At 70.9% G+C, this 14,779-nt stretch carries 12 protein-coding genes; 3 read left to right on the top strand and 9 right to left on the bottom strand.

Annotation, left to right across the window (positions count from 1 at the left end; translation table 11 throughout):
- Window positions 1-21: 21 nt before the first annotated feature.
- The 7 genes from ABD817_RS14500 to ABD817_RS14470 form a co-directional block, all read right to left on the bottom strand.
- Window positions 22-429: a hypothetical protein gene (locus ABD817_RS14500; RefSeq protein WP_344918399.1), complete on the bottom strand. Its 408-nt coding sequence runs from the start codon at window positions 427-429 to the stop codon at window positions 22-24.
- Window positions 430-571: 142 nt separating this feature from the next.
- On the bottom strand, window positions 572-1,708 hold the full coding sequence (locus tag ABD817_RS14495; protein ID WP_344918398.1) for a sensor histidine kinase: 1,137 nt from the start codon (window positions 1,706-1,708) through the stop codon (window positions 572-574).
- Window positions 1,705-2,358: a response regulator transcription factor gene (locus ABD817_RS14490; protein WP_344918397.1), complete on the bottom strand. Its 654-nt coding sequence runs from the start codon at window positions 2,356-2,358 to the stop codon at window positions 1,705-1,707. Before ABD817_RS14490 ends, ABD817_RS14495 begins: the two co-directional genes overlap by 4 nt.
- A 205-nt stretch (window positions 2,359-2,563) precedes the next feature.
- A complete protein-coding gene (locus ABD817_RS14485; RefSeq protein ID WP_344918396.1) occupies window positions 2,564-3,769 on the bottom strand; it encodes an ABC transporter permease in 1,206 nt (401 codons plus the stop codon).
- Window positions 3,766-4,446 (bottom strand): ABC transporter ATP-binding protein, encoded by a 681-nt coding sequence (locus tag ABD817_RS14480; RefSeq protein WP_344918596.1) that lies wholly within the window; start codon window positions 4,444-4,446, stop codon window positions 3,766-3,768. The genes ABD817_RS14485 and ABD817_RS14480 overlap by 4 nt, the downstream gene beginning before the upstream one ends.
- Before the next feature lie 68 nt (window positions 4,447-4,514).
- Window positions 4,515-5,561 (bottom strand): peptidoglycan-binding protein, encoded by a 1,047-nt coding sequence (locus tag ABD817_RS14475; RefSeq protein ID WP_344918395.1) that lies wholly within the window; start codon window positions 5,559-5,561, stop codon window positions 4,515-4,517.
- A complete protein-coding gene (locus tag ABD817_RS14470; protein ID WP_344918394.1) occupies window positions 5,558-6,064 on the bottom strand; it encodes a hypothetical protein in 507 nt (168 codons plus the stop codon). Before ABD817_RS14470 ends, ABD817_RS14475 begins: the two co-directional genes overlap by 4 nt.
- A gap of 178 nt (window positions 6,065-6,242) precedes the next feature.
- Here ABD817_RS14470 and ABD817_RS14465 point away from each other — a divergent pair, with 178 nt between their 5' ends.
- Complete coding sequence (locus ABD817_RS14465; RefSeq protein WP_344918393.1) at window positions 6,243-8,063, top strand: bifunctional serine/threonine-protein kinase/glutamate ABC transporter substrate-binding protein; 1,821 nt, start codon at window positions 6,243-6,245, stop codon at window positions 8,061-8,063.
- A gap of 117 nt (window positions 8,064-8,180) precedes the next feature.
- On the opposite strand, the gene ABD817_RS14460 is transcribed toward ABD817_RS14465, so the two are convergent.
- Window positions 8,181-9,767: an alpha/beta hydrolase gene (locus tag ABD817_RS14460; RefSeq protein ID WP_344918392.1), complete on the bottom strand. Its 1,587-nt coding sequence runs from the start codon at window positions 9,765-9,767 to the stop codon at window positions 8,181-8,183.
- 93 nt (window positions 9,768-9,860) lie between these two features.
- Window positions 9,861-12,608, bottom strand: coding sequence for a pyruvate dehydrogenase (acetyl-transferring), homodimeric type (gene aceE / locus ABD817_RS14455; protein ID WP_344918391.1), 2,748 nt, complete (start codon window positions 12,606-12,608; stop codon window positions 9,861-9,863).
- Window positions 12,609-13,797: 1,189 nt separating this feature from the next.
- Here aceE and ABD817_RS14450 point away from each other — a divergent pair.
- A complete protein-coding gene (locus ABD817_RS14450) occupies window positions 13,798-14,205 on the top strand; it encodes a secondary thiamine-phosphate synthase enzyme YjbQ (protein ID WP_344918390.1) in 408 nt (135 codons plus the stop codon).
- 123 nt (window positions 14,206-14,328) lie between these two features.
- Entirely contained in the window at window positions 14,329-14,757 is a 429-nt protein-coding gene (locus tag ABD817_RS14445) for a DUF3052 domain-containing protein (protein ID WP_329084203.1), read from the top strand.
- The last annotated feature ends 22 nt before the right edge of the window (window positions 14,758-14,779 follow it).

Genomic DNA, 14,779 nt, shown 5'->3' with positions numbered 1-14,779 from the left:
GGCTTGCTCATCGGCGCCGGATCAGCTCCCGCCGCCCGATCCGCTACGCCCGCCGAAGCCGCCCCGCTGGATCACCGTGCCCTTACGGCTGGTGATCTGGACGTCCGAGGGACGCACGGTGGTGCCCTGCCGGATGTGGGCGCCGGACCTGACGCCGCCGTAGTACCAGCCGTAGGCGCCTCGCGCCCCGTAGTAGTGCCGGTCGTCGTCGCAGTAGTCCTCGTCCATGACCGTGTAGGTGCCGTCCGGCTGGCGGCTGTTGAGGTCGACGCACTCGGCGCCCACCTCCTCGTAGTCCTCCCGCGCGGAGCAGTAGCCGACCAGGAGCAGCGACACGACACCGATCCCGGTGATGGCGACCGCCCTGGAGGCCTTGAAACCCGAGGACTTGGGGGGCGTCTTGCCGGAGGGGTTCTGCGGTGCGGCCATCGAGCTCCAATGAGATACGTCGCCACAGGGTATCGATGCGGTTTTGTCTGTTCAACCGGTCATCCAGATCTTTCGGGGGAATCGCCGTGCCCGCGCGGGGTGGCGGGACGGGCCGCACCGTCCCGCCCCGGCGCCGCCGGGTTCACAGCCGTACGGTGACCACCAGCCCCCCGCCGGGCCGGGGGCTGGCCTCGGCGGAGCCTCGGTGGGCCTGGGCGATCGCGCGGACGATGGACAGGCCGAGACCGGCGCCCCCGGACGAGCCGGTGCGGTCGCGGTCGAGACGGCGGAACGGCTCGAAGAGGTCCTCGACCCGGCCCGAGGGGACGACGCGGCCGGTGTTCTCCACGGTGACGACGCTTCCCCACCGGTCCCTGTGGGTGCGCAGGACGACCAGGGCGCGCTCGTCGTTGTACTTCACGGCGTTGTCCAGCAGGTTGCCGATCATCCGTTCCAGCAGCACCGGGTCACCCTCCACCGGGGCCGGGCGCAGGTCGGCGGTGGTCTCGGGGGCCGAGGTCATGGCGCTCTCCGCGAGCTCGGCGAGGTCCACGGGCAGGCGTTCCGCGGGCTCGCGCTCGCTCTGCGCCAGCAGGAGCAGCCCTTCGATCAGCCGCTCCTGGCGGGCGTTGGCGTTCAGCAGCTCGGCGCCGACCGTCCTGACCTGCCGGGGCAGGCCGGGGTCGGTCATGGAGACCTGGAGCAGCGCCCGGTTGATCGCCAGGGGGGTACGTAACTCGTGGGAGGCGTTGGCGACGAACCTGCGCTGGCTGTCGAAGGCGCGGCTGAGGCGTTCCAGCATGGAGTCGAAGGTGTCGGCCAGGTCCCGGATCTCGTCGCGGGGACCTCCCAGGGCGATCCGCTCGTGCAGGGTGCTCTCCGACAGGCGGCGGGCCGCCTCGGTCATCGTCTGCAGCGGGGCCATCGCCCGGCGGGCCACGATCCAGCCGATCGCCAGCCCGGCCACCCCGACGACGGCGACCGCCAGCAGGGACCACTGGAGCATCGATCCCATCACGTCCTCGCGGTACCGGGCCCTCACGTCGCTGATGGCCCGCAGGAAGACCGTGTCCTTGGGCGGCGACACCACTGACGGCTGTGTCGCCTTCAGACCCGCCACCGCCTCGGGGAGCCCGTGGACGACCGCCTCCGAGGGCCGGGAGAGCACGTCCCGCACGAACAGGTAGTTGACCCCGACGAGCACGACCCCCACCCCGAAGAACAGGCTGCCGTAGACCAGGGTCAGGCGCAGCCGCACCGAGATGCGCCGCGAGGTCAAAGCCGGTATCCCGATCCGGTCACCGTCTCCACCACCGGAGGGGTGCCGAGCTTCTTGCGCAGGGTCATCACGGTGACCCTGACCGAGTTGGTGAAGTAGCTGATGTTCTCGTCCCATGCCTTCTCCAGCAGGTCCTCGGCGCTGACCAGGCCGCCGTCGGCGCGCATCAGGATTTCCAGCACCGCGAACTCCTTGGGGCTCAGCGCCACGTACCGGCCGTCACGGAAGACCTCGCGGCGGCCGGGGTCCAGGGTGATGCCCGCCCTGCTCAGCACGGGCGGCACCGACTGGGGCGACCGGCGGGCCAGCGCGCGCAGCCGGGCGACCAGCTCGGGGAAGTCGAAGGGCTTGGTGAGGTAGTCGTCGGCGCCGATCGACAGGCCCTCGACCTTCGAGCGCGAGTCACCGGCGGCGGTCAGCATGATGATCCTGGCGGGGATCCGGCCGGCGACCAGGCGGCGGCAGACCTCGTCGCCGTGCAGCACCGGCAGGTCCCGGTCCAGCACGATCACGTCGTAGTCGTTGACCGCCGCCCGCTCCAGCGCCGCGTCGCCGTCGTAGACGACGTCCACGGCCATGGTCTCCCGCCGCAGGCCGGTCGCCACGATGTCGGCGAGCACCCGCTCGTCCTCCGCAATGAGCACTCGCATGGGCGTCATCCTGCTTTCCCACGGCTAAACAACGGATAAAGGGCCCCGGCCCGCGCCCCAGCCCGTCCCCTGCCGATTCCCGGCCGCCCCTCCCCGCCGCGCCTCTCGTCCCCTGCCGATTCCCGGCCGCGTTCCTCCCCGGCGCCGCCCCTCTTCCCCCGGCCCCGAGGCGCGGACGCGGGACGCGGGGGAGGGAGCGCGGCGCTCAGGCGGTGCCGAGGGCGAGGGTCGGCGACATGCGGGCCGCGCGCATCGCGGGGTAGATCCCCGCGACGGTCCCGACCAGCAGGGCCGCTCCGGCGCCGCCCGCCAGGGACCAGGGGGGAACCACCGAGGGCAGGTCACCCACGGCCGCGTACCCGATCGTCACCAGTGTCCCCAGCGTCGCCCCCGCGGCGCCGCCCGCGCCGGACAGCAGCAGCGACTCGGCCAGGAACTGGGCGCGCACCTGGCCCCTGGTGGCGCCGAGCGAGCGCCGCAGGCCGATCTCCCCCCGGCGCTCCAGCACCGAGATGACCATGGTGTTGGCCACGCCCACCCCGCCGACCAGCAGCGCCACCCCGCCGAGGCCGAGCAGCAGGCCGGTGAACGCCCCGTCGGCCGCCGCCCTGGCCACGAGCGCGTCGGACGGCCGGCTGACCTCCACCTCCTCGGGGTTCTCCGGGTTGACGGTCCTGGGCAGCACCTCCCGTACGTCGTCGACGGCCTCGTCGGCCGAGCGGGTGTAGAGCGTGGTCGGGTGGCCGTCGAAGCCGAGGTGGGTACGGGCGGCCTCGAAGCCGGTCAGCACGGACCTGTCGATCTCCGGGGCGAGCGGCGAGGGAGCCAGGACGCCGACGACCGTCCACCACTGCCCGCCGATCCAGACCTGCTCGCCCACGTTCCCCACGCCCAGTCGCCGCGCCGCCACCGCTCCGAGCACCACCGCCCGCCGCGCGCCCGTCGCCCGGTTGAGCCAGACGCCGCGCTCGACCCGGGTCTGGAGCGTGACCGGCAGGTCCGGCGAGGCCGCCCGGACGGCGAGGCCGCCGGTGCGCTCCCGGGGGATCGCGTCGGTTCGCCGTACGCTCTCGCCGGTGTCGCCCGTGGCGCTCGCGCTGGTCACGGGGCCGATCCCGGCGACCATCGCGACCGACCTCTCGGGCAGCGCGGCCGTGGCGCCGAAGAGGGTCTGGCCGGGGGTGACGGTGAGCAGGTTCGTGCCGAGCCGGTCGAGCTCGTCGAGGAGCCTGGCCCTGCTGGAGGAGGAGATCCCGACGACCGAGACCATGGTGGCGACGCCGAGCGCGATGCCCAGCGCCGACAGCACCGCCCGCCCCGGCCGGGTCCGCGGCCCGGACGCCCCCACCCGCAGCAGGTCCGCCCAGGCGAGCCGTCCGGGCACCAGGTCACGTCCGCTCCCGGCGCTCATGCCGTACCCCCCTCGCGGCGCTCGTCGGCGACGATCACGCCGTCGCGCAGCCTGACGCGGCGCGGGGCCGCGGCGGCCACCTCCTCGTCGTGGGTGATGATCGCCACGGTGGTGCCGGAGGCGTTGAGCTCGCGCAGGATCGCCAGCACGTCCCGGCCCGAGGAGCTGTCGAGGTTTCCCGTCGGCTCGTCGGCCAGCAGCAGCGACGGTCCTCCGGCCACGGCCCTGGCCACCGCGACCCGCTGGCGCTCGCCGCCGGACAGCTCGTGCGGCCGGTGGGCCAGCCGGTGCCCGAGGCCGACGCGCCCGAGCGCGTCGGCGGCCCGTTCCCGCCGTTCCCGGCGCGGGGTGCCGCCGTACAGCATCCCGTCGGCGACGTTGTCGAGCGCGCTCACCCCGGCGGCCAGGTGGAAGCGCTGGAAGACGAATCCGATGTGCCGGGCGCGCAGCGCGGACAGTTCCCTGTCGGGGAGCGTCCCGGCGTCGTGCCCGGCGATGCGGACGGTTCCCGCCGAGGGGCGGTCGAGCGTGCCGATCAGGTGGAGCATGGTCGACTTCCCCGACCCCGAGGGGCCGGCGATCGCGACGAGCTCGCCCGCGTCCACGCGCAGGTCCACGCCCCGCAGGGCGCGGACCCCGCCCGGGTAGCTCTTCTCCGCCCCCGACAGCTCGATCACCGGCCGTCGCCCGGCCCGTACGGCGGGGATGTGGTCCGCGTTGAGGGAGGGGTGTTCGAGGTTCCGGCTCACGATCGCGGGACCTCGACCTTCGCGCCCTCGGCGAGCCCGGTCCCCGAGACCTCGACGCGGCCCGCCGCGAACAGGCCGGTCTCGGCCCGGACGATCCGGCCGCCCGCCAGCCGCAGGCCGTACCCGCCCTCGCGCAGGGCGAGCAGGGCCTCGACCGGCACCGAGAGCACGTCCGCGCGCCGCTCGCTGCGGAGGTTCACCGTCACGGGGGCCTGGTCGAGGCGGCCGAGGTCGCCGGGGTCGTCCAGGGTGACGTCGAGGTCGATCGTGGACTCGCCGGTCGGCTGCCCGTTCTCCCGTACGGGCTCGGCGACCGTGCCGACCGAGGTGATCCGGCCCCTGCCCCGGCCGCCGCCCGGCAGGTCCACCGTCGCCGTGGCGCCGATCCTGGCGAGCCGCTGGTCGCCGGAGTCGAGGTCGACGTGGACGACCCTGCGGGTGCTCGTCGTGGTCACCACGGACCGTCCGGCCGAGGTCCCGGTCTCGGCGGCCACCTCCGCGATCCTGACCGGACCCGAGGCGACCGCGACCTGCGCCGCGCCGACCGTGCCGGTCTCGGCCAAGCCCGCCTCCTCCTGCCACTCCCGTACGGCCCGCTCGGTCCGCCAGGAGAAGTCGCCGTCGACCGTTCCCGGGTCGTGGCCGAGGGCTTCGAGGTTGCGTTCCAGCTGTTCGACGTCCTTGCCGCCCGTTCCAGAGAACAGAGTGCGATATATCGGTATATCGCCGTACATGAGGATCACCGGTCGGCCATCCACCCGGTAGAGCCAGCCGCCCCGGCGTACGACGACGCCCGTCTTCCGCACCCGGGTCACCGTTCCGGGGGCGTGGTTGGGCAGTTCCCTGCGGCCCGCGTAGCCGAGCGTGCCGTCCACCGCCTTGGTGTCCACCAGATCCGAGCGGGTGATCTCGGCCAGCGGCGCCGGGGCCGCCGAGGCGGCCGCCGGGACGCCGTCCCGGCCGGTCAGCGCGACCGCCGTCACGCCCCCCGCGCCGAGCAGGACCGCCACGGCCGTCCCGGCGAGGACCCCGCCCCGCCTCACGGCCGCTTCCCCAGGCCGCCGGGCAGGTGCTCCTGACAGGACTCCATGGCCTTTCTCGTCCGCGGCGACTCCGGGTCCATCCCCTCCCCGCCGATGCGGACCGGGCCCCCCGAGAAGTCGGGGTCCTTCATGTCGACCCCGTTCTCCCGCATGCACCGGGCGAACCTCAGGAGGGCGTCCTGGGTCTTCGGGTCGCTCAGCGTTTTCTTTCCCGAACCGATCGGATTGTATTTCCGGCAGACCTCGGACGCCTTTTCCAGGACCTCGGTGTCGGTTTTTCCGCGCAGCCTCACATTGTTGCCGCCCGGCTCGGGATCGGGCATGTCGACCCCGTTCTCCCGCATGCACTGGGCGAACTTCAGCCCGTCGGCCTGCGACGACGCGGAGGGGGTGGCCGAGGCGGCCGATTCTCCGGCGGAGGCGACCTTCGCGCCCCCGTTCTGCCCGCACCCGGCCAGCGCCACCAAGGAGATCGCCGCCGCCGCTGTCACGCATTTTTTCATCGCCATTCCCTTCGTATGGGAACAGGTATAGCGGAGACCCTGTTAAACACTCTTTAAGGGAATTCGCTTAACTCGTCTTTACGGCCGTCTTTACGGCCGCCGCCCGGCGGAGGGGGACGATCGCCGCCCTCCCTGGTGTGTAATGTTCTGGCAAAGCACAGTGAACGAGGGGTCCGCGGTGCCGGAGATCAGACCGTTGCGGCCGGGGGATCCGCCGCGGCTGGGGAAGTACGCGCTCAGGGGCAGGCTGGGGGAGGGCGGGCAGGGGGTCGTCTACCTCGGCGAGTCCGAGGACGGCGAGCGGGCGGCCGTCAAGCTGCTGCACGTGCGCTTCACCGAGGAGACCCAGGCGCGCTCCCGCTTCGCCCGCGAACTGGCGGCGGCCCGCCGGGTGGCCGCCTTCTGCACCGCCCGGGTGCTCGGCGCCGACCTCGACGGCGAGGCGCCCTACATCGCGAGCGAGCTGATCGAGGGCCCCTCGCTGCGCGAGGTCGTCGAGCGCGAGGGAGCGCTGGCCGGAGAGGCGCTCGAACGCCTCGCCGTCGGCACCGCCACCGCTCTGACGGCGATCCACCACGCGGGCATCGCGCACCGCGACTTCAAACCCGACAACGTCCTGCTCGCCACCGACGGCCCCCGGGTCGTCGACTTCGGCATCGCGAAGATCATTGACGAGAGCGGGACGATCACCACCCGCGCGGTCGGCACCCCCGCCTACATGGCGCCCGAGCAGATCGCCGGAGAGCGGGTGGGTTTCCCCGCCGACGTGTTCGCCTGGGGCTCGACCATCGTCTTCACCGCCACCGGCAGGGCTCCCTTCGGGAGCGACACGATCGTGGCGACGCTCAACCGGGTCATCAACCACGAGGCCGACCTGAGCGGCCTGCCCGACGGGCTGCGCGAGATCGTCGCCGCCTGCCTGAACAAGGACCAGAGGCTCAGGCCCACCTCGGACGTGCTGCTCAAACGCCTGCTCGGCCACCCGGTGGACGAGGCGGAGGCCCCGGAGGTATCGGAGGAGGAGCTGGCCGAGGGCGCGCGGGCCGCCACCGGGGACCTGACGCGGCCGGAGGAGCCGTCCGGGCGCCCTCGGCGCCGGTCCGCGGTCGTCGCCGCGATCGCCGCCGGGGTCGCGGTCCTCGGCGTGGCCGGTGCCCTGCTGGCACTTGACTTCGGTGTCGCGCCGGGCGGGCGGGCCGAGCCCACCCGCCCACCGGCGTCCAGCCCGCCGACGCCGGTCCAGGAGGTCTCCACCGGCTCGCCCCTGCTCGACCGGATCAGGAAGACCGGCAGGCTCCGCGTGGGGTTCAGGGAGGGCCTGCCGGGCATCTCGCTGGGCGACCCGCCCCGGGGATTCGAGGCCGACGTGGCCGCCCACATCGCCAGGGCCCTGAAGGTGCCCGAGGGCGGGCTCAGGTTCGTGCCCGTGGGGTACGACGAGCGCGAGGAGGCGGTGGAGAAGGGCAGGGTCGACCTCGTGATCGCCAACTTCTCGATCGACACCGCCGACCGCCGCCGCGTCGCCTTCGCCGGACCGTACTACCTCGCCCACCGCGACGTGCTCGTCCGCACCGGCGCGAAGATCGACAAGCTGAAGGAACTGCGCGGCAGGAGGATCTGCGTGCCGTCGGGCCAGACCACGGGCACGATGATCCGCGACAGGGGCGTCGACTTCGTCGCCGTACCGGCGCAGAACTGGGCGGAGTGCGCGTTCCAGCTGGCCGACGGCCGCGCCGACGCCATGGTCGGCGACGACCTGCTGATCGCCGGTTTCGGCGCCCGCCTGCGCGACGTCAAGGTCGAGGTCGCCGGGCTCAGGCTCACCTCCGAGCGGTACGGCGTCGCGCTCAGGCCCGGAGACCCGGTGGCCTGCCGGAAGATCAACGAAGTGATCACGTCGATGTACGCGGACGGGACCGTGAAGGAGCTGCTCCAGGACCACCTGGGCAGGGTCGGCTTCCGCTTCGAGACCGCGCGGCCCCGCCTGGAGACCTGCTGAGCCCCCGTCATGAGCACTCGTCCTGAGCATTCACCTTGGCCCCGGTCCTGAACCTCCGCCCTGAGCACTCACCTTGAGCCCTTGGTCCTGAGCCCCCGGTTTTGAGCACCCGCCGTGTCATGAGCCGGTGCAGACGATGCCCCTGTCCGGGACCTTCCCGTCGATCAGGTAGGCGTCGGTCAGCTTCTTGACGCACGTGTCACCGGACAGGTAGGCGCCGTGCCCCTCACCCTTGTAGGTCACCAGCACGCCCGTCCTGAGCTCCCCCGCCAGCTTCGGAGCCCACTCGTACGGCGTGGCGGGGTCGCCGGTGCCGCCGATCACCAGGATCGGCGCCGAGCCCGTGGCGTTGATCTGCCTGGCCGCGTCGCTGCCGCGGACCGGCCACATCGAGCAGATCAGGCCCATCCCCGCGCCGCCGAACAGCGGGGAGACCTTCAGCGTCTCGTTCTCCAGCGCGGTCAGCTGCTCGGGGGTGGGCCGCTCCGCGGTGTCCACGCAGCTGATCGCGGGGAAGCTGCTCATGAGCGTCGTGTAGTTCCCGTCGGGCTGGCGGCCGTTGTAGCTGTCGGCCAGCGCGAGCAAAATCCGCCCGTCGCCCTTCATCGCCTGGCTCAGCGCCTGGTCCAGCAGCGGCCAGGTCATCTTCGAGTACAGCGCGGCGGCGATGCCGATACCCGCCAGCCCCTGCGTCAGGAGGCGCCCGCCGACCTTGAGGGGCTTGTCGTTCAGCTCGTCCATGAGCTTCATGACGTTCTTGTTGGCGATCGTCGCGTCGCTGCCGATCTCGCACTCGCGGGGCTGCTTCGCGCAGTCCTTCAGGAAGGCGTCGTAGGCGTGCTGGAACCCCTTCGTCTGGACCATCGTGCGCGTCGCCATGGTGACGCTCGGGTCCAGCGGGGCGTCCAGCACGAACCGGCCCACGTTCCGCGGGAACCTGGTCGCGTAGACCGCGCCGAGTTGCGTCCCGTACGAGATGCCGAAGTAGTTCAGCTGCTTCTCGCCCAGGGCCGCGCGGAGGCGGTCCATGTCCGCGGCGGCGTTCACGGTGCCGACGTAGGGCAGCAGCCTGCCCGAGGTCTGCCCGCAGGCCGTCACGAACTCCCTGGTGATCTGCCGGCTCCTGGCGCGCTCGGTCTCGTTGGCGGGCAGGGTGTCCATCGAGGTGAACCTGTCCATCACCGCGTTGTCGCCGCACCGGACGCCGTCGCTGCGGCCGACCCCCCGAGGGTCGAAGCTGACCAGGTCGAAGCGGCCGTTCAGGGTGGTGAAGGCCTTGGCCGCCTGGGCCATGGTGTCGACGCCCGAGGCGCCGGGGCCGCCGAAGTTGAAGACCAGCGAGCCGATCCGCCTGCCGGGGTTCGTGGCCTTGACGCGGATGACGGCTATCTCGATGGACTCGCCGTCCGGTCTGGCGTAGTCAAGCGGGACCTTGAGCTTCCCGCACTGCTGCGCGGGTTCCGGTTTCGCGGGGGCCTCGCCGCCGGGCCGCTTGATGTCGGTGCACGGGCCCCAGGCGATCGCCTCCCCTGGGGTGGCGGTCGAGGTGGTCGAGGTGACGGTCGGCTGGGAGGTGCCCGAGACGACCTCGCCGCCGACAAGGCCGCCTCCGGAGGAGGCGTTCCCGCCGGGGCCACCACCGCAGGCGGAGAGCACGGTCGACAGGGCCGTGGCCGTCGCGGCCGCCCTAAGGATTCTTGTCATGAAACGCTCTCCCCCTGGATTCGGTGATCGGGGGGAGCGATTAACACTAACCGGGCGGGCTCTCCGTGAAAAGGAGAACCCGCCCGGGGACGATCAAACTCCCATGGACTGGGTGTCGTTGCTCTCGGCGCCCGCGGCCTCGGTCACGCCGTTCTTCAGGTGGTACATGGAGATGGCGTCGCCCAGCACCTCCTGGTCGAGCTCGTTCCGGTTGACCAGCTGGGTGAGCACGGCCAGGGTGATCGAGGCCGCGTCCACGTGGAAGTGGCGACGCAGCGCCGACCGGGTGTCCGACAGGCCGAAGCCGTCGGTGCCGAGCGAGCTCCAGTCACCGGGAACCCACTGGGCGATCTGGTCCTGGACCGCCCGCATGTAGTCGCTCACGCCCACGAACGGCCCCTGGGCCGCCGACAGCGCCTGCGTGACGTACGGCACGCGCTTCTCGGAGTCGGGGTTGAGCATGTTGTGCTCCTCGGCGGCGAGCGCGTCGCGGCGCAGCTCCGCCCAGGAGGTGGCCGACCAGACCTCGGCCGCCACGCCCCAGTCCTCGGCCAGCATCCGCTGGGCCTCCATGGCCCACGGCCCGGCCACGCCGGACGCGAGGATGTTGGCCTTCGGCCCGGACACGGCCGGAGCCGGGGCGAACCTGTACAGACCCTTGAGCAGGCCCGTCACGTCCAGGTCCGAGGGCTCGGCGGGCTGGGGATAGGGCTCGTTGTAGACGGTGAGGTAGTAGAAGACGCTCTCCGGCTGCTCGCCGTACATCCTCCGCAGGCCGTCCTGGATGATGTGGGCCACCTCGAACCCCCACGACGGGTCGTACGAGACCGCCGCCGGGTTCGTCGAGGCGATCAGCGGGGTGTGACCGTCCTCGTGCTGCAGGCCCTCGCCGTTCAGCGTGGTGCGGCCGGCGGTGGCGCCGAGCAGGAAGCCCCGGCCCATCTGGTCGGCGAGCTGCCACATCTGGTCGGCGGTGCGCTGCCAGCCGAACATCGAGTAGAAGATGTAGATCGGGATCATGTGCTCGCCGTGCGTGGCGTACGACGAGCCGACCGCGATCGTGGAGGCCATCGAGCCCGACTCGCTGATGCCCTCGTGCAGGATCTGACCCTCGGTCGACTCCTTGTACGACAGCAGCAGCTCGCGGTCGACCGCCTCGTACGTCTGGCCGTGCGGCGAGTAGATCTTCGCCGTCGGGAAGATCGCGTCGAGACCGAAGGTGCGCGCCTCGTCCGGGATGATCGGCACGAACCTGTGGCCGATCTCCTTGTCGCGCATGAGGTCCTTGAGCAGGCGGACGAACGCCATGGTGGTGGCGACGTTCTGCTTGCCGGAGCCCTTCTTCAGCTGCGCGTAGGCGGCGTCGCCGGGAAGCTTGACCGGCTTGGCACGCGTCACGCGCTTGGGCAGGAAACCGCCCAGAGCCGCGCGCCGCTCCTTCATGTACTGGATCTCGGGGTCGTTCTCGCCCGGGTGGAAATACGGGGGAAGGTCGCCTTCGAGGGCGGAGTCGGGAATCGGCAGGTAGAGCCGGTCGCGGAACTCCTTCAGGTCGGCCTTGGACATCTTCTTCATCTGGTGCGTCGCGTTGCGCGCCTCGAAGTCCTTGCCGAGGGTCCAGCCCTTGATGGTCTGGGCGAGGATCACCGTCGGCTGGCCGACGTGCTCGCGGGCCGCCTTGTAGGCCGCGTACACCTTGCGGTAGTCGTGGCCGCCGCGCGACAGCTTGCGGATGTCCTCGTCCGACAGGTGCTCGACCATCTTGCGCAGGCGCGGGTCGTCACCGAAGAAGTTCTCGCGGATGTATCCGCCGGTCTCGACGGAGTAGGTCTGGAACTGGCCGTCGGGGACGGTGTTCATCTTGTTGACCAGCACGCCGTCGACGTCGGCCGCGAGCAGCGGGTCCCAGTCGCGGCCCCAGACGACCTTGATGACGTTCCAGCCGGCGCCCCTGAAGTAGGACTCCAGCTCCTGGATGATCTTGCCGTTGCCGCGCACCGGGCCGTCGAGACGCTGCAGGTTGCAGTTGATGACGAAGGTGAGGTTGTCGAGCTCCTCGCGGGCGGCCAGGCCGATCGCGCCGAGAGACTCGGGCTCGTCCATCTCGCCGTCGCCCAGGTAACACCAGACGTGGCTCCGGCTGGTGTCCTTGATCTTCCGGTTCAGCAGGTAGCGGTTGAACCGGGCCTGGTAGATCGCCCCGATCGGGCCGAGACCCATGGAGACCGTGGGGAACTCCCAGAAGTCGGGCATCAGGCGCGGGTGGGGGTAGGACGGCAGGCCCTTGAACCCGTGCGAGAGCTCCTGGCGGAAGGCGTCGAGCTGGGCCTCGTTGAGACGGCCCTCCAGGAAGGCGCGGGCGTAGATGCCCGGTGCGGCGTGGCCCTGGAAGAAGACCTGGTCTCCGGACTCGCCGTGGTCCTTGCCGCGGAAGAAGTGGTTGAAGCCCACCTCGTAGAGCGACGCGGCGGAGGCGTAGGTGGCGATGTGCCCACCGACGTTGGTGCGGGCGTTGGCCCGGGTCACCATCACGGCCGCGTTCCAGCGCGTGTAGGCGCGGATCCGGCGCTCGACGTACTCGTCGCCGGGGAACCAGGGCTCGCGCTCCGGCGGGATGGTGTTGATGTAGTCGGTGCTGCGCAGGCCGGGCACCCCGACCTGGTGTTCGCGGGCGCGCTCCAACAGCCGGAGCATCAGATAACGGGCCCGAGTGCGACCTTCCGTCTTGATGACGTTGTCGAGCGACTCGAGCCACTCCTGGGTTTCGCTGGGGTCGACATCAGGAAGCTGGCTGGGTAGGCCGTCGCTGATGATCGAGAAACGCTGGCGTCCGGAAGCCACTGGGTCTCGCCTTCCGAGGATGGACTTTTGTCTGGTGTAGGTCGTCTTCCATCCTGGTCGCTTACCCCGGAAAGTGCATCTCTACTTACCGGTAACCAGGAGATCCCTGCTGGCAGTGATACGAAAGTGGCCTAGACCACCGATGGTAGGACGAATCGCCACCAAAGGTTACATCGAGGTTCCCTCTTTTTTACAGGTTCCCTCCCTGGGAATCTGGGACCCGCCGTCTCACCTGCCTTCGGAAGACCCTCCGAGGACCTTCGGAGGTCCCGCGAGGGGGGCGTCGGGTCCTCTCGGAGAGGGACTTCGGAGGTCGTCCCCCCGAGTGCCCTCCCGTCTCCGCCCGGCGTGCCCGGGTGGGCGCGGTCGGGTGGCGTGGTCGGGACCCTCACCGTATACAACGCATGATCCTCCCCGAAGGTGCCCTCCGGGGCGTCCCACGTACCGCTTTTCGCCCTGTTTCTCGCTGCTTTCCCGTCATCTTTCGCACCGTTTCTCCTGCTGAGTCTCCTGCCGCGCCCTCCGCGGGCCCTCCGTCGTGTCTCCGGGTGGGAAACAGGGCGTCCGTCCCGCGCTGCTCCGTGCCGAACTGGTAACGATTCGCACGCCAACCGTGAGCGGTACCGGGACCGGAGGGAGGCGAACGGTCCCGGGCCGCTCGCGATCACGACGAAGCCCCCGCCGGTCGGGGCCAGTCGAGGTCGATCGGGGCAGGCCGGGCTTGTCACCGCGAGGTGCAAAATTTGCGAATCGGTGGCCCCGGTCCGCCGGGACCCGCCGGGACCCGTCGGGCAAGGGAAATCTCGGCCAAGGCCGCGCCGAGCCCCTCCGCGTCGTGACCGCCCCGCTCCCGTGCCGGTCCAGCGATCCGGCCCGGTGAACGCCGGGACGAGGAGGACGATTTCCACGATCGCCGATACCCAGGCGGGAGCCGACACGTACGAGGCCGACATCCGGCCCCGCGGCCCGGACACGCGTCACATTCGGCCGGCGCGTCCGACGCCCCGCCCCGGCGTTTCCGGGTGCCTTTCCCAGCGGGGGAACGGTCCAGGGGAGGACATTCCGGGAGCCGTACGCGTCGATCTTGACCCCGTGCCGGAGGAAGATCGGGTGATGGCGAGGGCCGCCCGCGTCTCCGGGACCGGGTGCGGTCGTCATCGCAGCTCACGATGGATCGTAGGATCGGTATGTGAGATCTCAGACGATCGAGGTGGTAACGGGTTCCCGGGACCGGGTGCACGACATCACCTCCGAGTGCGAGAGCTTCGTCCGGTCATGTGGGGGCGACGGCCTGTTGAACGTCTTCGTGCCCCATGCGACCGCGGGGGTCGCGCTGCTGGAGCTGGGCTCAGGCAGCGATGACGATCTGCTCGCGGCCCTGGAGGGTCTGCTTCCGGCCGACGACAGATGGAGGCATGCGCACGGATCACGAGGGCATGGACGGTCGCATGTCATGCCCGCCCTCATTCCGCCGTACGCCACCGTCCCGGTTCTCTCGGGACGGCTCGCGCTGGGAACCTGGCAATCCATCGCCGTGGTGGATCTCAACGTCGACAATCTGGAACGCCAGGTCCGTTTGTCATTTTTGTCGGACTAATTCATACGTAGCCCAGTCGTTGCCGTGGCGACCGTTGACGACTGAGGGTCACAGCGTGTGGACTGTGCCGAAGCACTCTGAGCACCGTGTGATTGCGGGGCCATTCAAGCAGGAGGGACAAACGTGAGCGCGACCGCGGGTCAGGCGCAGGGCGAACGCGGCCTGGCCGAACGACTCGGCCTCAAGCCGGGTCAGGTGGTGCAGGAGGTCGGATGGGACGAGGACACCGACGACGATCTGCGCGACTCCATCGAGGAGCTGACCGGTAACGAGCTGGTCGATGAAGACTTCGAGGACGTCGTCGACGTCGTGCTGCTCTGGTGGCGTGATGGTGACGGCGATCTTTTCGACGCCCTGAGCAGCGTGGTGACCAACCTCACCGACGGTGGCCAGATCTGGCTGCTCACTCCCAAAGCCGGCCGGGACGGGCACGTGGAGCCGAGCGACATCGGGGAAGACGCCACCACTGCGGGTCTCTCGCAGACCAGCAGCATCAGTGCCGCTCCCGACTGGTCGGGGACGCGTCTGGCGACGCCCAAGGCGCGCCGCTAAGGGTCCGCCCTGCCGTACGGCT

The sequence above is a fragment of the Streptosporangium oxazolinicum genome, from assembly GCF_039537505.1.
In the GTDB taxonomy this organism is placed as follows: domain Bacteria; phylum Actinomycetota; class Actinomycetes; order Streptosporangiales; family Streptosporangiaceae; genus Streptosporangium; species Streptosporangium oxazolinicum.
This window is presented reverse-complemented; position numbering and strand designations above follow the sequence as displayed.